General features: G+C 50.0%; 31 protein-coding genes. 1 reads left to right on the forward strand and 30 read right to left on the reverse strand.

All coding sequences use genetic code 11. The features are described 5' to 3' along the window. Positions 1-25 precede the first annotated feature (25 nt). The 27 genes from E3U32_RS02460 to rpsJ all read right to left on the reverse strand — a co-directional run bounded on the left by E3U32_RS02460 (position 26) and on the right by rpsJ (position 13,254). Positions 26-1,015, reverse strand: coding sequence for a DNA-directed RNA polymerase subunit alpha (locus E3U32_RS02460; protein ID WP_002919219.1), 990 nt, complete (start codon positions 1,013-1,015; stop codon positions 26-28). 25 nt (positions 1,016-1,040) lie between these two features. Further along, a complete protein-coding gene (rpsD, locus tag E3U32_RS02465; protein ID WP_004868345.1) occupies positions 1,041-1,661 on the reverse strand; it encodes a 30S ribosomal protein S4 in 621 nt (206 codons plus the stop codon). A gap of 32 nt (positions 1,662-1,693) precedes the next feature. Next, positions 1,694-2,083, reverse strand: coding sequence for a 30S ribosomal protein S11 (gene rpsK, locus E3U32_RS02470; protein ID WP_003863312.1), 390 nt, complete (start codon positions 2,081-2,083; stop codon positions 1,694-1,696). Positions 2,084-2,099: 16 nt separating this feature from the next. Continuing rightward, the gene (rpsM, locus tag E3U32_RS02475; protein WP_003863308.1) at positions 2,100-2,456 is read right to left on the reverse strand and encodes a 30S ribosomal protein S13; all 357 of its coding nucleotides are present in this window, start codon (positions 2,454-2,456) and stop codon (positions 2,100-2,102) included. Positions 2,457-2,602: 146 nt separating this feature from the next. Beyond that, positions 2,603-2,719, reverse strand: a complete 117-nt coding sequence (rpmJ, locus tag E3U32_RS02480) for a 50S ribosomal protein L36 (protein WP_000868187.1) — start codon at positions 2,717-2,719, stop codon at positions 2,603-2,605. Positions 2,720-2,750: 31 nt separating this feature from the next. Next, positions 2,751-4,082 (reverse strand): preprotein translocase subunit SecY, encoded by a 1,332-nt coding sequence (gene secY, locus E3U32_RS02485; protein WP_014171896.1) that lies wholly within the window; start codon positions 4,080-4,082, stop codon positions 2,751-2,753. A 7-nt stretch (positions 4,083-4,089) separates the two neighbouring features. Beyond that, a complete protein-coding gene (gene rplO / locus E3U32_RS02490; protein WP_003863304.1) occupies positions 4,090-4,524 on the reverse strand; it encodes a 50S ribosomal protein L15 in 435 nt (144 codons plus the stop codon). Between the two features lie 3 nt (positions 4,525-4,527). After that, positions 4,528-4,707, reverse strand: coding sequence for a 50S ribosomal protein L30 (gene rpmD / locus E3U32_RS02495; protein WP_003863301.1), 180 nt, complete (start codon positions 4,705-4,707; stop codon positions 4,528-4,530). Between the two features lie 6 nt (positions 4,708-4,713). Then, positions 4,714-5,214 carry a 30S ribosomal protein S5 gene (gene rpsE / locus E3U32_RS02500; RefSeq protein WP_003863299.1) on the reverse strand — a complete coding sequence of 167 codons (501 nt, stop codon included), beginning with the start codon at positions 5,212-5,214 and terminating at the stop codon, positions 4,714-4,716. Positions 5,215-5,228: 14 nt separating this feature from the next. Then, on the reverse strand, positions 5,229-5,582 hold the full coding sequence (rplR, locus tag E3U32_RS02505) for a 50S ribosomal protein L18 (RefSeq protein WP_003863297.1): 354 nt from the start codon (positions 5,580-5,582) through the stop codon (positions 5,229-5,231). Positions 5,583-5,591: 9 nt separating this feature from the next. Next, entirely contained in the window at positions 5,592-6,125 is a 534-nt protein-coding gene (gene rplF, locus E3U32_RS02510; protein ID WP_003863296.1) for a 50S ribosomal protein L6, read from the reverse strand. A 12-nt stretch (positions 6,126-6,137) separates the two neighbouring features. Beyond that, positions 6,138-6,530: a 30S ribosomal protein S8 gene (gene rpsH, locus E3U32_RS02515; RefSeq protein ID WP_006178918.1), complete on the reverse strand. Its 393-nt coding sequence runs from the start codon at positions 6,528-6,530 to the stop codon at positions 6,138-6,140. Positions 6,531-6,560: 30 nt separating this feature from the next. Beyond that, positions 6,561-6,866: a 30S ribosomal protein S14 gene (gene rpsN, locus E3U32_RS02520; RefSeq protein WP_003863291.1), complete on the reverse strand. Its 306-nt coding sequence runs from the start codon at positions 6,864-6,866 to the stop codon at positions 6,561-6,563. Positions 6,867-6,880: 14 nt separating this feature from the next. Continuing rightward, positions 6,881-7,420 (reverse strand): 50S ribosomal protein L5, encoded by a 540-nt coding sequence (rplE, locus tag E3U32_RS02525; RefSeq protein ID WP_001096206.1) that lies wholly within the window; start codon positions 7,418-7,420, stop codon positions 6,881-6,883. Between the two features lie 14 nt (positions 7,421-7,434). Further along, positions 7,435-7,749 (reverse strand): 50S ribosomal protein L24, encoded by a 315-nt coding sequence (rplX, locus tag E3U32_RS02530; protein WP_003863287.1) that lies wholly within the window; start codon positions 7,747-7,749, stop codon positions 7,435-7,437. Positions 7,750-7,759: 10 nt separating this feature from the next. Continuing rightward, a complete protein-coding gene (rplN, locus tag E3U32_RS02535) occupies positions 7,760-8,131 on the reverse strand; it encodes a 50S ribosomal protein L14 (RefSeq protein WP_002919748.1) in 372 nt (123 codons plus the stop codon). 166 nt (positions 8,132-8,297) lie between these two features. Next, positions 8,298-8,552, reverse strand: coding sequence for a 30S ribosomal protein S17 (gene rpsQ, locus E3U32_RS02540; protein WP_008503489.1), 255 nt, complete (start codon positions 8,550-8,552; stop codon positions 8,298-8,300). Then, positions 8,552-8,743 (reverse strand): 50S ribosomal protein L29, encoded by a 192-nt coding sequence (gene rpmC, locus E3U32_RS02545; RefSeq protein WP_003863282.1) that lies wholly within the window; start codon positions 8,741-8,743, stop codon positions 8,552-8,554. Before rpmC ends, rpsQ begins: the two co-directional genes overlap by 1 nt. Then, a complete protein-coding gene (gene rplP, locus E3U32_RS02550) occupies positions 8,743-9,153 on the reverse strand; it encodes a 50S ribosomal protein L16 (protein ID WP_002919759.1) in 411 nt (136 codons plus the stop codon). The genes rpmC and rplP overlap by 1 nt, the downstream gene beginning before the upstream one ends. Before the next feature lie 12 nt (positions 9,154-9,165). After that, entirely contained in the window at positions 9,166-9,867 is a 702-nt protein-coding gene (gene rpsC, locus E3U32_RS02555; RefSeq protein WP_000529945.1) for a 30S ribosomal protein S3, read from the reverse strand. A gap of 17 nt (positions 9,868-9,884) precedes the next feature. After that, positions 9,885-10,217: a 50S ribosomal protein L22 gene (rplV, locus tag E3U32_RS02560; protein ID WP_002919773.1), complete on the reverse strand. Its 333-nt coding sequence runs from the start codon at positions 10,215-10,217 to the stop codon at positions 9,885-9,887. A 14-nt stretch (positions 10,218-10,231) separates the two neighbouring features. Continuing rightward, a complete protein-coding gene (gene rpsS, locus E3U32_RS02565; protein ID WP_001138117.1) occupies positions 10,232-10,510 on the reverse strand; it encodes a 30S ribosomal protein S19 in 279 nt (92 codons plus the stop codon). 16 nt (positions 10,511-10,526) lie between these two features. Then, entirely contained in the window at positions 10,527-11,348 is an 822-nt protein-coding gene (gene rplB / locus E3U32_RS02570) for a 50S ribosomal protein L2 (RefSeq protein WP_000301859.1), read from the reverse strand. A gap of 17 nt (positions 11,349-11,365) precedes the next feature. Then, positions 11,366-11,668 (reverse strand): 50S ribosomal protein L23, encoded by a 303-nt coding sequence (rplW, locus tag E3U32_RS02575; RefSeq protein WP_000617546.1) that lies wholly within the window; start codon positions 11,666-11,668, stop codon positions 11,366-11,368. After that, positions 11,665-12,270, reverse strand: a complete 606-nt coding sequence (rplD, locus tag E3U32_RS02580; protein WP_003031119.1) for a 50S ribosomal protein L4 — start codon at positions 12,268-12,270, stop codon at positions 11,665-11,667. The genes rplW and rplD overlap by 4 nt, the downstream gene beginning before the upstream one ends. A gap of 10 nt (positions 12,271-12,280) precedes the next feature. Next, the gene (rplC, locus tag E3U32_RS02585; RefSeq protein WP_006178923.1) at positions 12,281-12,910 is read right to left on the reverse strand and encodes a 50S ribosomal protein L3; all 630 of its coding nucleotides are present in this window, start codon (positions 12,908-12,910) and stop codon (positions 12,281-12,283) included. A 32-nt stretch (positions 12,911-12,942) separates the two neighbouring features. Further along, complete coding sequence (rpsJ, locus tag E3U32_RS02590) at positions 12,943-13,254, reverse strand: 30S ribosomal protein S10 (RefSeq protein WP_001181005.1); 312 nt, start codon at positions 13,252-13,254, stop codon at positions 12,943-12,945. Between the two features lie 381 nt (positions 13,255-13,635). Between rpsJ and E3U32_RS02595 the strand changes: the two genes are divergently transcribed. Further along, on the forward strand, positions 13,636-14,109 hold the full coding sequence (locus E3U32_RS02595) for a prepilin peptidase (RefSeq protein ID WP_134347533.1): 474 nt from the start codon (positions 13,636-13,638) through the stop codon (positions 14,107-14,109). Here E3U32_RS02595 and bfr read toward each other — a convergent pair. From bfr to E3U32_RS02610, 3 genes are all read right to left on the reverse strand, one after another. Continuing rightward, positions 14,093-14,569 (reverse strand): bacterioferritin, encoded by a 477-nt coding sequence (bfr, locus tag E3U32_RS02600; protein ID WP_008503492.1) that lies wholly within the window; start codon positions 14,567-14,569, stop codon positions 14,093-14,095. The two genes, E3U32_RS02595 and bfr, sit on opposite strands and share 17 nt — an antisense overlap. A gap of 71 nt (positions 14,570-14,640) precedes the next feature. Then, positions 14,641-14,835: a bacterioferritin-associated ferredoxin gene (gene bfd, locus E3U32_RS02605; protein ID WP_008503493.1), complete on the reverse strand. Its 195-nt coding sequence runs from the start codon at positions 14,833-14,835 to the stop codon at positions 14,641-14,643. 177 nt (positions 14,836-15,012) lie between these two features. Beyond that, on the reverse strand, positions 15,013-15,120 hold a 108-nt coding region (locus tag E3U32_RS02610; RefSeq protein WP_072109227.1), incomplete at its 5' end, for a hypothetical protein.

Below are 15,120 nucleotides of genomic sequence, written 5' to 3' on the forward strand. Positions count from 1 at the left end.
AGTAAAACCTTAACCTGTGATCCGGTTACTCGTCAGCAATGCTTGCTGGTGGCCAGTTTTCCAGGCGCATGCCCAGAGACAGACCACGTGAAGCCAGCACGTCTTTAATCTCAGTAAGAGATTTTTTACCCAGGTTCGGCGTTTTCAGCAACTCAACCTCGGTACGCTGTACCAGATCACCGATATAGTGGATAGCTTCTGCCTTGAGGCAGTTAGCAGAGCGGACAGTCAATTCGAGATCGTCAACAGGGCGCAGCAGGATCGGATCGAATTCTGGTTTCTCTTCTTTCACTTCCGGCTGACGTACATCACGTAAGTCAACGAAAGCTTCCAGTTGTTCTGCCAGGATGGTTGCCGCACGACGAATCGCCTCTTCAGGATCGATTGTGCCATTGGTTTCCATTTCGATGACCAGCTTGTCCAGGTCGGTACGCTGTTCTACACGCGCTGCTTCAACATTGTAGGCAATACGCTCTACAGGGCTATAGCATGCGTCGACCAGCAGACGGCCGATTGGGCGCTCATCTTCTTCCGAATGAATTCGGGCAGAAGCCGGCACATAACCACGACCGCGCTGAACTTTGATACGCATGCTAATAGCTGCGTTCTCATCGGTCAGGTGGCAGATCACGTGCTGCGGCTTGACGATTTCAACATCACCGTCGTGGGTGATGTCGGCTGCAGTCACAGGGCCAATGCCAGATTTATTCAGAGTAAGAATAACTTCATCTTTACCCTGAACTCTCACCGCCAGCCCTTTCAGGTTGAGCAGGATTTCAAGGATATCTTCCTGAACGCCTTCTTTGGTGCTGTACTCATGAAGTACACCATCAATCTCAACCTCGGTCACCGCGCAACCCGGCATCGATGAGAGCAGAATACGGCGCAGTGCGTTACCCAGAGTATGGCCAAAGCCACGCTCTAAAGGCTCAAGGGTCACCTTGGCGTGCGTCGAACTCACTTGCTCGATATCTACCAGGCGCGGTTTTAGAAACTCTGTCACAGAACCCTGCATTGTGTCCTCTCTTTGGTACTAAGCTTTACTTGGAGTAAAGCTCGACGATCAGGTGTTCGTTAATGTCCGCAGACAGATCAGAACGTTCTGGCTGACGCTTGAACGTACCTTCCATCTTGCCAGCATCAACTTCCAGCCAGGTTGGCTTTTCACGCTGCTCAGCCAGCTCCAGAGCGGCCTTCACGCGAGATTGCTTTTTCGCTTTCTCACGAATGCTAACAACGTCATTCGCTTTAACCTGATAAGAAGCGATGTTAACAACACGACCGTTTACCATGATTGCTTTGTGGCTAACCAGCTGACGTGATTCAGCACGAGTAGCGCCGAAGCCCATACGGTATACAACGTTGTCCAGACGACCTTCCAGCAGAGCCAGCAGGTTTTCACCTGTGTTGCCTTTCAGACGTGCTGCTTCTTTATAGTAGTTACGGAACTGACGCTCCAGCACACCGTACATACGGCGAACTTTTTGCTTTTCACGCAACTGCACACCATAGTCAGACAGACGCGGTTTACGCGCACCGTGCTGGCCAGGAGCTTGTTCAATTTTACACTTGGTATCGATCGCGCGAACGCCAGACTTAAGGAATAAGTCGGTGCCCTCACGACGGCTCAGCTTGAGCTTAGGACCCAAATATCTTGCCATTTTCTATCTCCAACTAACCTAAAAAACGAGCGTTATACGCGACGTTTTTTCGGCGGACGACAACCGTTATGAGGGATCGGAGTCACATCAGTAATATTAGTGATGCGGAAACCAGCGGCGTTCAGAGCGCGAACAGTAGATTCACGACCCGGACCCGGACCTTTAACCATAACTTCCAGATTCTTGATGCCGTATTCTTTTACGGCTTCAGCGCAACGCTCTGCTGCAACCTGAGCTGCGAACGGAGTGGATTTGCGAGAACCACGGAAACCGGAACCACCGGCTGTTGCCCAACCCAATGCGTTACCCTGACGATCAGTAATAGTAACGATGGTGTTGTTGAAAGAAGCATGGATATGAGCCACGCCGTCAGAGACTTGTTTTCTTACACGTTTACGTGCACGAACTGGTGCCTTTGCCATTATTCAATCACCCCGATTATTTCTTGATCGGTTTGCGCGGACCCTTACGGGTACGTGCGTTGGTCTTAGTACGCTGACCGCGCACTGGCAGACCACGACGATGACGCAAACCGCGATAGCAACCAAGATCCATCAGGCGCTTGATGCTCATGCTGATTTCACGGCGCAGATCACCTTCAACGACAAATTTGGCAACTTCGTCACGCAGCGTGTCGATTTGTTCTTCAGACAGCTCACTGATCTTAACATCTTCAGCGATACCCGCTGCAGCCAGAATGGCTTTAGAACGGGTCTTGCCGACGCCGTAGATCGAAGTTAATGCGATCACAGCATGTTTCTGATCAGGAATGTTAATGCCTGCTATACGGGCCACTATGCACTCCTACTATTTAATATGTACGCACCATGCTGAAAAGCCCGTTTTCAGGATACTCAAATGGAAACGTACAGACATACAAAAGATTGGCTGGCTAATCTAGCCAGCTCAACCCAACTTTGCAAGAAAAATATGCGAAATAATCAGCCTTGGCGCTGTTTATGCTTCGGCTCGGCACTGCAAATCACACGGATGACACCATCACGCTTAACGATTTTGCAGTTACGGCATAATTTCTTGACGGAAGCACGAACTTTCATTTTTACTCTCCGTAACTTCTCAGACGACCATTTAGCGGCCGTAGCCTTTCAGGTTCGCCTTCTTCAATGCAGACTCATACTGACTGGACATCATCAGAGTTTGCACTTGAGCCATAAAGTCCATAATCACGACAACAACGATAAGCAGTGAGGTCCCACCGAAGTAGAACGGTACTTTCATTGCATCACGCATGAACTCCGGGATCAGGCAGATAAAAGTAATATAGAGCGCACCAACCAAAGTCAGGCGGGTCATTACTTTATCGATATACTTCGCCGTTTGCTCTCCCGGACGAATTCCTGGTACAAATGCACCGGACTTCTTCAGGTTATCTGCTGTTTCACGCGGGTTGAAGACCAACGCCGTGTAGAAGAAACAGAAGAAGATGATCGCAGACGCATAGAGTAACACATAAAGTGGTTGCCCAGGCTGCAAATACAGCGAAATTGTTGTCAGCCAGTTCCAACCAGTACCGCCCCCGAACCATGACGCGATGGTTGCCGGGAACAGAATAATACTGGAAGCGAAGATTGCCGGGATTACCCCCGCCATATTCACTTTCAGCGGTAAATGTGTGCTCTGTGCAGCATAGACACGACGACCTTGCTGACGCTTAGCGTAGTTCACCACAATGCGGCGTTGACCACGTTCAACGAAGACAACAAAGAACGTCACTGCAAATACTAATACTGCAACCAACAGCAACAGGAGGAAGTGCAGGTCGCCTTGACGCGCTTGCTCGATAGTATGGGCGATGGCTGGCGGGAGGCCCGCAACAATACCGGCGAAGATAATGATTGAGATACCGTTGCCGATACCTCGTTCAGTAATCTGTTCGCCGAGCCACATCAGGAACATTGTCCCTGTGACCAGACTTACAACAGCGGTGAAATAGAATGCAAAGCCCGGGTTTAACACCAGGCCCTGCATACCAGGCATATTCGGAAGACCGGTAGCAATACCGATCGACTGGAATATTGCCAGCACCAGAGTGCCGTAACGGGTGTACTGGCTAATCTTACGACGTCCAGACTCCCCTTCTTTCTTCAACTCTGCAAGGGCCGGATGAACGACCGTCAGCAGCTGGATAATAATAGATGCCGAGATGTACGGCATAATACCCAATGCGAAGATAGAAGCACGGCTGAGAGCACCACCAGAGAACATGTTGAACATTTCAATGATGGTGCCTCGCTGTTGCTCAAGCAGTTTGGCAAGTACAGCGGCATCGATACCAGGGATCGGAATAAAAGAGCCAACACGGAACACAATCAGCGCGCCGATAACAAACAGCAGTCTGCGTTTCAGCTCGCCAAATCCACCTTTGGCACTTTGAAAATCTAATCCCGGTTGCTTAGCCATCTGCTACTTATTCCTCAATTTTACCGCCAGCAGCTTCGATAGCAGCACGAGCACCTTTAGTAACACGCAGGCCACGAACAGTTACCGGAGTAGAAACTTCACCAGCCAGGATCACTTTCGCGAACTCGATCTGGATACCGATAATGTTAGCTGCTTTCAGCGTGTTCAGGTCTACAACGCCGCCTTCAACTTTCGCCAGGTCAGACAGACGGATTTCCGCTGTGATCGCTGCTTTGCGAGAGGTGAAGCCGAACTTCGGCAGACGACGGTACAGTGGCATCTGGCCACCCTCGAAACCGCGACGTACGCCACCGCCAGAACGAGAGTTCTGACCTTTGTGACCACGACCACCGGTTTTGCCGAGGCCAGAACCGATACCACGACCCAGGCGTTTACCCGCCTTTTTAGAGCCTTCGGCCGGAGACAGAGTATTTAAACGCATCTCTTACTCCTCAACTTTAACCATGAAGTAAACCGCGTTGACCATACCACGAACAGCAGGAGTATCCTCGCGCTCAACGGTATGACCAATACGACGCAGACCCAGGCCAAGCAGCGTTGCCTTGTGTTTCGGCAGACGACCGATTGCACTGCGGGTTTGAGTGATTTTAATAGTCTTTGCCATGGTCAATTACCCCAGAATTTCTTCAACGGATTTACCACGCTTGGCAGCGACCATTTCTGGAGAATTCATATTTTCCAGGCCATCAATAGTTGCACGAACCACGTTAATCGGGTTGGTGGAACCATATGCTTTGGCCAGAACGTTATGAACCCCAGCAACTTCCAGAACGGCGCGCATTGCACCACCGGCGATGATACCGGTACCTTCTGAAGCTGGCTGCATGAATACACGAGAACCCGTGTGAACACCTTTAACTGGGTGCTGCAGGGTGCCGTTGTTCAGCGCGACGTTAATCATATTGCGACGGGCTTTTTCCATCGCTTTCTGGATCGCTGCTGGAACTTCACGCGCTTTACCGTAACCAAAACCAACGCGACCGTTACCATCACCAACTACAGTCAGAGCTGTGAAGGAGAAAATACGACCACCTTTAACGGTTTTAGATACGCGGTTTACCGCGATCAGCTTTTCCTGCAGTTCGCCAGCCTGTTTTTCGATGTGAGCCATCTTACACCTCTACCTTAGAACTGAAGGCCAGCTTCACGGGCAGCATCTGCCAGTGCCTGGACACGACCATGATATTGGAACCCGGAACGGTCAAAGGAAACATTGCTGATGCCTTTTTCCAGAGCGCGTTCAGCAACAGCTTTACCTACAGCTGCAGCGGCGTCTTTGTTACCGGTGTACTTCAATTGTTCTGAGATAGCTTTTTCTACAGTAGAAGCAGCTACCAGAACTTCAGAACCGTTCGGTGCAATTACCTGTGCGTAAATATGACGCGGGGTACGATGTACCACCAGGCGAGTTGCACCCAGCTCTTTGAGCTTGCGGCGTGCGCGGGTCGCACGACGGATACGAGCAGATTTCTTATCCATAGTGTTACCTTACTTCTTCTTAGCCTCTTTGGTACGCACGACTTCGTCGGCGTAACGAACACCCTTGCCTTTATAAGGCTCAGGACGACGGTAGGCGCGCAGATCTGCTGCAACCTGACCGATCAGCTGTTTATCAGCGCCTTTCAGCACGATTTCAGTTTGAGTCGGACATTCTGCAGTGATACCGGCCGGCAGCGGATGCTCAACAGGGTGTGAGAAGCCCAGAGACAGGCCTACTGCATTCCCTTTGATAGCTGCACGATAACCTACACCAACCAGTTGAAGCTTTTTAGTGAAGCCTTCGGTAACACCAACAACCATTGAGTTCAGCAGGGCACGCGCGGTACCAGCCTGAGCCCATCCATCCACGAAACCATCACGTGGACCGAAGGTCAGAGCGTTATCTGCATGTTTAACTTCAACAGCTTTGTTGAGGGTACGAGTCAGCTCGCCGTTTTTACCTTTGATCGTAATAACCTGACCGTCGATTTTTACATCAACGCCGGCAGGAATAACGACCGGTGCTTTAGCAACACGAGACATTCTTTCCTCCGATTAGGCTACGTAGCAGATAATTTCGCCACCAAGACCAGCCTGGCGCGCTGCACGATCAGTCATAACACCTTTAGAGGTAGAAACAACTGCGATACCAAGACCAGCCATAACTTTTGGCAGCTCATCTTTTTTCTTATAGATGCGCAGACCTGGGCGGCTGACACGCTGAATGCTTTCTACAACAGCTTTACCCTGGAAATACTTGAGAGTAAGTTCCAGTTCCGGCTTGGTGTCGCCTTCAACTTTAAAATCTTCGATAAAACCTTCTTCCTTCAGCACGTTGGCAATTGCCACTTTCAGCTTGGCGGAAGGCATGGTGACCGCAACTTTGTTCGCGGCCTGACCGTTACGGATACGGGTCAGCATATCCGCGATCGGATCTTGCATGCTCATCTGTCTTTACTCCCGTGATTCAATTGGTAATTACCAGCTAGCCTTTTTCAAGCCTGGCACTTCACCGCGCATAGCGGCTTCACGCAGTTTGATACGGCTCAACCCAAACTTGCCCACATAACCATGTGGACGACCTGTTTGACGACAGCGGTTACGCTGACGAGACGGGCTGGAATCACGCGGCAGAGACTGCAGCTTGAGAACCGCATTCCAACGATCTTCGTCGGAAGCGTTCACATCAGAAATGATCGCTTTCAGTTCAGCGCGTTTAGCGAAGAATTTATCAGCTAAAGCTACGCGCTTTACTTCGCGTGCTTTCATTGATTGCTTAGCCATTCAGTAACCCTACCTTACTTGCGGAACGGGAAGTCAAAGGCAGCCAGCAGAGCACGGCCTTCTTCGTCAGATTTCGCAGTAGTGGTAATGGTAATATCCAAACCACGCACGCGGTCGACTTTATCGTAGTCGATTTCTGGGAAGATGATCTGCTCACGGACACCCATGCTGTAGTTACCACGACCGTCGAAAGACTTAGCGGACAAGCCACGGAAGTCACGGATACGTGGAACAGCAATAGTGATCAGACGCTCAAAGAACTCCCACATGCGTTCGCCACGCAGAGTTACTTTACAGCCGATCGGATAGCCCTGACGGATTTTGAAGCCTGCAACAGATTTGCGTGCTTTGGTGATCAGCGGTTTTTGACCGGAGATTGCTGTCAGGTCAGCTGCTGCGTTATCCAGCAGTTTCTTGTCAGCGATCGCTTCACCAACACCCATGTTCAGGGTGATCTTCTCGACCCGAGGGACTTGCATGACAGAATTGTAGTTAAACTCAGTCATGAGTTTGTTAACTACTTCGTCTTTGTAGTAATCATGCAGTTTCGCCATCGTACTACTCCAAATTACTTGATAGTTTCGCTGTTAGACTTGAAGAAACGGACTTTTTTGCCGTCTTCGAATCTAAAGCCTACACGGTCAGCCTTGCCGGTAGCCGCATTGAAGATTGCAACGTTAGAAACCTGAATAGCAGCTTCTTTTTCAACGATGCCGCCTGGTTGGTTCAGGGCCGGAACCGGCTTCTGATGTTTCTTAACCAGGTTGATACCTTCAACGACGAGTTTGCCGGAAGACAGAACATTTTTTACTTTACCGCGTTTACCTTTATCTTTACCGGTTAACACGATAACTTCGTCATCACGACGGATTTTCGCTGCCATGATTCGCTCCTTAGAGTACTTCTGGTGCCAGAGAGATAATTTTCATGAACTTCTCAGTACGAAGCTCACGAGTTACCGGCCCAAAGATACGCGTGCCGATAGGCTGCTCGCTGTTATTGTTTAAAATAACGCATGCATTACCATCGAAGCGAATGACAGAACCGTCAGGGCGACGAACACCCTTCTTGGTGCGCACCACTACCGCCTTCAGCACATCACCTTTTTTGACCTTACCACGTGGAATTGCTTCCTTGATGGTGATCTTGATGATGTCGCCTACGCCTGCGTAGCGACGGTGCGAGCCACCCAGAACCTTGATACACATTACGCGACGTGCACCGGAGTTGTCGGCGACGTTCAGCATAGTCTGTTCTTGGATCATTTTAGTGCTCCGCTAATGTCAACTACTACCTGAGACTCTAAAATCAGAGCCGTTAAAAAGCCCCATATCGAGGGCGCGGCATTATAACACCGCTTCTGCAATATGGGTAGAAAAAATAAACGGCTCATCGCTGAGCCGTTTATTCGTATTGAGAAGGCGTACTGTATTACAGAACCGCTTTCTCTACAACGCGAACCAGCGTCCAGGACTTAGTCTTGGACAGTGGACGGCATTCACGGATTTCAACCTTGTCGCCGATACCACATTCGTTGTTCTCGTCATGTACGTGCAGTTTGGTCGTACGCTTGATGAATTTACCGTAGATCGGGTGTTTCACAATACGTTCGATAGCAACAACAATGGATTTCTCCATTTTGTCGCTAACAACACGACCTTGCAGAGTACGGATTTTATCGGTCATTACGCACCCGCCTTCTGAGTCAGTAAAGTCTTAACGCGTGCAACATTGCGACGCACTTGCTTCAGCAGGTGAGTCTGTTGCAGCTGGCCACTTGCAGCCTGCATACGCAGGTTGAACTGCTCACGCAGCAGGTTCAGCAGCTCAGCGTTCAGCTCTTCAACGCTTTTTTCACGCAGCTCTTTTGCTTTCATTACATCACCGTCTTAGTTACAAAGGTGGTTTTGATAGGCAGTTTCGCTGCTGCCAGGCCGAAGGCTTCACGGGCCAGCTCTTCCGGAACACCGTCCATTTCATAAAGGACTTTGCCCGGTTGGATCAAGGCAACCCAGTACTCCACGTTACCTTTACCTTTACCCATACGAACTTCCAGCGGCTTCTCGGTGATCGGTTTGTCCGGGAATACACGGATCCAGATCTTACCTTGACGCTTAACTGCACGGGTCATTGCACGACGTGCTGCTTCGATCTGACGTGCAGTCAGACGACCACGGCCAACAGCTTTCAGACCGAAAGTGCCGAAGCTAACATCCGTACCCTGCGCCAGACCACGGTTGCGGCCTTTGTGCACTTTACGGAATTTTGTACGCTTTGGTTGTAACATCAGCGACGCTCCTTATTTACGGCCTTTACGCTGCTGCTTTTTAGGTTGAGCAGCCGGTTTTTCCGGTTGTTCAACAGCAGCCATACCACCCAGGATCTCACCTTTGAAGATCCATACCTTAACGCCGATTACACCGTAAGTGGTGTGCGCTTCAGAGGTGTTGTAGTCAATGTCAGCACGCAGAGTGTGCAGCGGTACGCGACCTTCGCGGTACCATTCGGTACGTGCGATTTCCGCGCCGCCCAGACGGCCGCTAACTTCAACTTTGATACCTTTAGCGCCCAGACGCATTGCGTTCTGTACAGCACGCTTCATAGCACGACGGAACATAACACGACGTTCCAGCTGAGAAGTGATGCTGTCAGCAACCAATTTAGCGTCCAGTTCAGGCTTACGAACTTCAGCGATATTGATCTGTGCAGGAACGCCAGCGATATCCGCTACGACCTTGCGCAGTTTTTCTACGTCTTCGCCTTTCTTACCGATAACGATGCCAGGGCGAGCAGTGTGAATAGTCACACGAATGCTCTTAGCTGGACGCTCGATAACGATACGAGATACAGACGCTTTAGCCAGTTCCTTAGTCAGGTACTGACGTACTTTAAAATCGCTGTCCAGGTTGTCAGCGAATTCTTTGGTGTTCGCAAACCAGGTTGAGTTCCATGGTTTTACAATACCCAGGCGAATACCATTAGGATGTACTTTCTGACCCATTGCTAGTCTCCAGAGTCTCAGCGATCGGACACAACCACAGTAATGTGGCTGGTGCGCTTCAGGATGCGATCTGCACGACCTTTCGCACGCGGCATAATGCGCTTCATGCTTGGGCCTTCATCTACGAAAATTTTCGCGACTTTCAGATCGTCGATGTCAGCGCCATCGTTGTGTTCAGCGTTAGCAATGGCAGATTCCAGTACTTTCTTGACCAATACCGCAGCTTTCTTGTTGGTATAGGTCAGGATGTCCAGGGCCTGCGACACTTTCTTACCGCGAATCAGGTCAGCAACAAGGCGAACCTTCTGAGCAGAAGAACGAGCATGGCGATGTTGAGCTAAAGTTTCCATCTCTTCCTCCTACCTTATTTCTTCTTCGCTTTTTTATCAGCAGCGTGGCCGCGATAAGTACGAGTCGGTGCGAATTCACCCAGTTTGTGACCAACCATTTCGTCGGTAACAAAGACTGGAACGTGCTGACGACCATTATGGACAGCGATGGTCAAACCGATCATGTTAGGAAAGATCGTTGAACGACGGGACCAAGTGCGCAGGGGCTTCTTGTCTCCGCTTTCCACCGCTTTCTCTACCTTCTTCAGCAAGTGCAGGTCAATAAAAGGACCTTTCTTGAGAGAACGTGGCATGGCTTATCCTCTAAAATTATTTGCTACGGCGACGTACGATAAATTTATCAGTACGCTTGTTGCTGCGGGTCTTCTTACCTTTGGTCTGAACGCCCCACGGAGTTACCGGGTGCTTACCAAAGTTACGACCTTCACCACCACCATGTGGGTGATCGACTGGGTTCATCGCAGTACCGCGAACGGTAGGACGAACACCACGCCAGCGTGCAGCACCTGCTTTACCCAGAACGCGCAGCATATGCTCAGCATTGCCAACTTCGCCCAGAGTAGCGCGGCAGTCTGCTTCGACTTTACGCATTTCACCAGAACGCAGACGCAGGGTGACATAAGCACCATCACGAGCAACGATCTGAACGTAAGTACCAGCAGAACGCGCCAGCTGACCGCCTTTACCTGGTTTCATTTCTACGTTATGAACGGTAGAACCAACCGGGATATTGCGCATCGGCAGGGTGTTGCCTGCTTTGATTGCAGCATCAACGCCAGATTGAATCTGGTCGCCAGCTTTCAGGCCTTTAGGGGCCAGGATGTAACGGCGCTCGCCGTCTTTGTACAGAACCAGCGCGATGTTCGCGGAACGGTTCGGATCGTACTCAAGACGTTCAACAACTGCTGGGATACCGTCTTTGTTGCGTTTGAAGTCAACAATACGATAAGCCTGCTTGTGGCCACCACCGATGTGACGAGTGGTGATACGGCCATTGTTGTTACGACCACCGGATTTGCTGTTTTTTTCCAGCAACGGAGCAAAAGGTTTGCCCTTGTGCAGCTCAGGGTTAACCACTTTAACAACGTGGCGACGACCCGGAGATGTCGGTTTACATTTAACAACTGCCATTGTATTACTCCTCCGACTTACTCAGCGCCGCCAACGAAGTCCAGATTCTGGCCTTCTTTCAGGGTGACGTAAGCTTTTTTCCAGTCGCTACGACGACCGATACGCTGTCCGTGACGTTTAACTTTCCCTTTAACAACCAGGGTGTTAACGACTTCGACTTCGACTTCAAACAGTTTCTGCACAGCAGCTTTGATCTCTGCTTTGGTCGCGTCTTTAGCAACTTTGAGAACGATGGTGTTTGTTTTTTCCATCGCAGTAGACGCTTTTTCAGAAACGTGCGGTGCGCGAAGCACCTTCAGCAGACGTTCTTCACGAATCATGCCAGCATCTCCTCAACTTGCTTAACAGCATCAGCAGTCATTACGACTTTGTCGAAGGCGATCAGGCTAACCGGGTCGATACCAGTTGCATCGCGTACGTCAACCTTGTGCAGGTTACGTGCGGCCAGGAACAGGTTCTCGTCCAGCTCACCGGTGATGATCAGCACATCTTCCAGAGCCATGTCTTTCAGTTTCTGTGCCAGCAGCTTAGTTTTAGGCGCTTCTACAGAGAATGATTCGACAACGATCAGACGATCCTGACGTACCAGTTCGGACAGAATGCTTTTCAGCGCGCCGCGGTACATCTTTTTGTTAACTTTTTGACTGTGGTCCTGTGGACGCGCAGCGAAGGTCACGCCACCTGAACGCCAGATCGGGCTCTTGATAGAACCTGAACGCGCACGGCCGGTACCTTTCTGGCGCCATGGCTTTTTGCCAGAACCAGTTACTTCAGCACGAGTCTTCTGAGCACGAGTACCCTGACGAGCACCAGCTGCATAAGCAACAACAACCTGGTGAACCAGCGCTTCGTTGAAATCACGACCGAAGGTAGTTTCGGAAACAGTCAGCGCGCTCTGCGCGTCTTTCAATACTAATTCCATTGCTATCCCCTTACGCCTTCACAGCTGGTTTAACGATCAGGTCGCTACCGGTTGCACCCGGAACTGCACCTTTAACCAGCAGCAGGTTGCGCTCAGCGTCAACACGTACTACGTCCAGGCTCTGAACGGTCACACGTTCGTTACCCAGCTGACCTGCCATTTTCTTGCCTTTGAACACTTTGCCCGGAGTCTGGTTCTGACCGATAGAACCCGGAACGCGGTGAGACAAGGAGTTACCGTGGGTAGCGTCCTGGGTACGGAAGTTCCAGCGCTTAACGGTACCAGCAAAACCTTTACCTTTAGAGGTACCGGTTACGTCAACTTTTTTAACGTCAGCAAACAGCTCAACGCTAATGTCCTGACCTACGGTGAACTCTTCGCCTTCAGCAAGACGGAATTCCCACAGACCACGGCCAGCTTCTACGCCAGCTTTAGCGAAGTGACCCGCTTCTGGTTTGGTTACACGGTTAGCTTTTTTAGCACCAGTGGTCACCTGAACAGCGCGGTAGCCATCGTTAGCCAGATCTTTAACCTGAGTAACGCGGTTTGCTTCAACTTCGATTACGGTTACTGGGATTGAAACGCCATCTTCAGTGAAGATGCGGGTCATGCCCACTTTTTTACCGACTAAACCAATCATTGTATCAACCTCTCAATCGCTCGATGACCTGATTAACCCAGGCTGATCTGCACGTCTACACCGGCAGCCAGATCCAGACGCATCAGAGCATCAACGGTTTTCTCAGTTGGCTCAACGATGTCAACCAGACGCTTGTGAGTGCGGATTTCGTACTGATCACGCGCGTCTTTGTTAACGTGCGGAGAAATCAGAACGGTGAAGCGCTCTTTGCGGGTCGGCAGCGGGATCGGACCACGGACTTGCGCACCAGTGCGCTTAGCAGTCTCGACGATTTCCGCGGTTGATTGATCGATCAGACGATGATCAAACGCTTTAAGGCGGATACGGATTCTTTGGTTCTGCATGAGACCAGAGCTCCAATTATTTTATAAACGAAAATGATTACTCCTCAAACCCATTACGATTGATGGGAGAGTGTAACCGTTCTTACGTAGCCCCCCAATTGGGAGCATTGTTGAGTAACAAAATGAGCTACTCTGGTTCTGATTGAACCCGCCGTCAATTACGACAAGCCCGCGCATTATACGTAAATCTGGGCAAGACGCAAGTGACGTTTAGAAATTAAGCGCTGACGGTGCATTCTGCGTAAGCCATTCCACTATTTACAGCAACCTCTCCGTTCTCATCCTTTCCAGGGGAACCCTCACGCAAATTCCGTTTTTGCACATTGCCGGACATCTGTGATGCGAAGACTATTCGCCCAAACGGTGTTTAAGGATTTGAGCATGCTGACTTTACTCCCTTTTCTTTTGGCCTATTTTGTTCTGACAGGTTTACTGGTGCGCGAAGATATTCGTGCCGGCATGCTTCCGGATAAATATGTCTGTCCATTATTGTGGACCGGACTGCTCTTTCAGCTTTGCCTCCATCCGGATTCTCTTACTGGTGCGGTGGCCGGCGCGATGGCGGGATATATCAGTTTCGCGATGATTTACTGGGGCTATCGATTTATCTTCAGGCATGAAGGGTTGGGCTATGGCGACGTAAAGTATCTGTCGGCGCTGGGGGCCTGGTATGGCTGGTGCGAATTACCGCTCCTGGTATCAGTTGCTACTCTGATGGCACTGCTGTACCTCTTTATTTTTTCTTTAACTACCCCTGAAAGACAGGCATTAAAAAACCCACTGCCTTTTGGGCCATTTCTGGCAGCAGCGGGTTTATGCGTAGGCTGGAAGACGCTGATTACTCTTCCACTTTAATCTGCGACTGAAGGTAGTTCTGAAGGCCGATCTTAGCAATGAGATCCAGCTCTGTTTCCAGCCAGTCAATATGGCCTTCTTCATCGGCCAGGATCTGGATCATCATATCGCGGCTGACGTAGTCATGTACGCTGTCAGCATAGGCAATGGCTTCTCTGAGATCTTTAGCGCCTTCAAGTTCCAGCCTAAGGTCGGAACGCAGCATCTCTTCGACATCTTCTCCGATACCCAGCTTACCGAGATCCTGCAGGTTAGGAATGCCTTCAAGGAATAAAATACGCTCGATATATTTATCAGCGTGTTTCATTTCATCGATCGATTCATGGTACTCAACGTCGTTTAAGCGTTTAAGTCCCCAGTTTTTGAACATTCTCGCGTGAAGAAAGTACTGGTTGATTGCGACAAGCTCATTTCCCAATAATTTATTGAGATAACTTATGATTTTAACATCACCTTTCATTATATAGTCCCTCCGCTTCCACTCATTGAAGCGTAGATCGGGCTACAGGGATGTCAAAAAAAAGATGGTGCTTACGCGATCTCTTTGTATTCCGGGATCTGCATCAATTCATCCTGCATAATCTCTCGTGCAGCACGTACACATTTACCGCATTGATTTCCCACCGGAACAAACTTGCGAAGCTGCTGGAATGACTGAGGCTGAAACTGGCGAACGGCCTGACGTATTTTCTTGTCGCTTACACCATTACATAAACAAACGTACATAGAGACTCCCGTTCAAAATATGCGCAAAGTGTAAGTGAGAATGGTTATGATTACAATAGCACAAGCGCCGGAATACGGGGCGGGAGCAGGCAAAAAATGCGAAATTTTGTGACAAATCCTTAGCGGCAGAAAACAAAAAAGGACGCCGAAGCGTCCTTTTTTATTCAGGGCTAATACTTAGCTCAGAACTTTAGCAACAACGCCCGCGCCAACGGTACGGCCGCCTTCACGGATTGCGAAACGCAGACCGTCGTCCATCGCGATTGGGTGGATCAGAGTCACAAC

The sequence above is a fragment of the Lelliottia nimipressuralis genome (assembly GCF_004402045.1).
GTDB lineage: Bacteria > Pseudomonadota > Gammaproteobacteria > Enterobacterales > Enterobacteriaceae > Enterobacter > Enterobacter chinensis.

Excerpts from the sequence above, each read along its gene's own strand:
- E3U32_RS02460 (WP_002919219.1), bottom strand. The coding sequence starts at position 1,015 with ATGCAGGGTTCTGTGACAGAGTTTCTAAAACCGCGCCTGGTAGATATC.
- rpsD (WP_004868345.1), bottom strand. The coding sequence starts at position 1,661 with ATGGCAAGATATTTGGGTCCTAAGCTCAAGCTGAGCCGTCGTGAGGGC.
- rpsK (WP_003863312.1), bottom strand. The coding sequence starts at position 2,083 with ATGGCAAAGGCACCAGTTCGTGCACGTAAACGTGTAAGAAAACAAGTC.
- rpmJ (WP_000868187.1), bottom strand. The coding sequence starts at position 2,719 with ATGAAAGTTCGTGCTTCCGTCAAGAAATTATGCCGTAACTGCAAAATC.
- secY (WP_014171896.1), bottom strand. The coding sequence starts at position 4,082 with ATGGCTAAGCAACCGGGATTAGATTTTCAAAGTGCCAAAGGTGGATTT.
- rplO (WP_003863304.1), bottom strand. The coding sequence starts at position 4,524 with ATGCGTTTAAATACTCTGTCTCCGGCCGAAGGCTCTAAAAAGGCGGGT.
- rpmD (WP_003863301.1), bottom strand. The coding sequence starts at position 4,707 with ATGGCAAAGACTATTAAAATCACTCAAACCCGCAGTGCAATCGGTCGT.
- rpsE (WP_003863299.1), bottom strand. The coding sequence starts at position 5,214 with ATGGCTCACATCGAAAAACAGGCTGGCGAACTGCAGGAAAAGCTGATC.
- rplR (WP_003863297.1), bottom strand. The coding sequence starts at position 5,582 with ATGGATAAGAAATCTGCTCGTATCCGTCGTGCGACCCGCGCACGCCGC.
- rplF (WP_003863296.1), bottom strand. The coding sequence starts at position 6,125 with ATGTCTCGTGTTGCTAAAGCACCGGTCGTTATTCCTGCCGGCGTTGAT.
- rpsH (WP_006178918.1), bottom strand. The coding sequence starts at position 6,530 with ATGAGCATGCAAGATCCGATCGCGGATATGCTGACCCGTATCCGTAAC.
- rpsN (WP_003863291.1), bottom strand. The coding sequence starts at position 6,866 with ATGGCTAAGCAATCAATGAAAGCACGCGAAGTAAAGCGCGTAGCTTTA.
- rplE (WP_001096206.1), bottom strand. The coding sequence starts at position 7,420 with ATGGCGAAACTGCATGATTACTACAAAGACGAAGTAGTTAACAAACTC.
- rplX (WP_003863287.1), bottom strand. The coding sequence starts at position 7,749 with ATGGCAGCGAAAATCCGTCGTGATGACGAAGTTATCGTGTTAACCGGT.
- rplN (WP_002919748.1), bottom strand. The coding sequence starts at position 8,131 with ATGATCCAAGAACAGACTATGCTGAACGTCGCCGACAACTCCGGTGCA.
- rpsQ (WP_008503489.1), bottom strand. The coding sequence starts at position 8,552 with ATGACCGATAAAATCCGTACTCTGCAAGGTCGTGTTGTTAGCGACAAA.
- rpmC (WP_003863282.1), bottom strand. The coding sequence starts at position 8,743 with ATGAAAGCAAAAGAGCTGCGTGAAAAAAGCGTTGAAGAGCTGAACGCT.
- rplP (WP_002919759.1), bottom strand. The coding sequence starts at position 9,153 with ATGTTACAACCAAAGCGTACAAAATTCCGTAAAGTGCACAAAGGCCGC.
- rpsC (WP_000529945.1), bottom strand. The coding sequence starts at position 9,867 with ATGGGTCAGAAAGTACATCCTAATGGTATTCGCCTGGGTATTGTAAAA.
- rplV (WP_002919773.1), bottom strand. The coding sequence starts at position 10,217 with ATGGAAACTTTAGCTCAACATCGCCATGCTCGTTCTTCTGCTCAGAAG.
- rpsS (WP_001138117.1), bottom strand. The coding sequence starts at position 10,510 with ATGCCACGTTCTCTCAAGAAAGGTCCTTTTATTGACCTGCACTTGCTG.
- rplB (WP_000301859.1), bottom strand. The coding sequence starts at position 11,348 with ATGGCAGTTGTTAAATGTAAACCGACATCTCCGGGTCGTCGCCACGTT.
- rplW (WP_000617546.1), bottom strand. The coding sequence starts at position 11,668 with ATGATTCGTGAAGAACGTCTGCTGAAGGTGCTTCGCGCACCGCACGTT.
- rplD (WP_003031119.1), bottom strand. The coding sequence starts at position 12,270 with ATGGAATTAGTATTGAAAGACGCGCAGAGCGCGCTGACTGTTTCCGAA.
- rplC (WP_006178923.1), bottom strand. The coding sequence starts at position 12,910 with ATGATTGGTTTAGTCGGTAAAAAAGTGGGCATGACCCGCATCTTCACT.
- rpsJ (WP_001181005.1), bottom strand. The coding sequence starts at position 13,254 with ATGCAGAACCAAAGAATCCGTATCCGCCTTAAAGCGTTTGATCATCGT.
- E3U32_RS02595 (WP_134347533.1), top strand. The coding sequence starts at position 13,636 with ATGCTGACTTTACTCCCTTTTCTTTTGGCCTATTTTGTTCTGACAGGT.
- bfr (WP_008503492.1), bottom strand. The coding sequence starts at position 14,569 with ATGAAAGGTGATGTTAAAATCATAAGTTATCTCAATAAATTATTGGGA.
- bfd (WP_008503493.1), bottom strand. The coding sequence starts at position 14,835 with ATGTACGTTTGTTTATGTAATGGTGTAAGCGACAAGAAAATACGTCAG.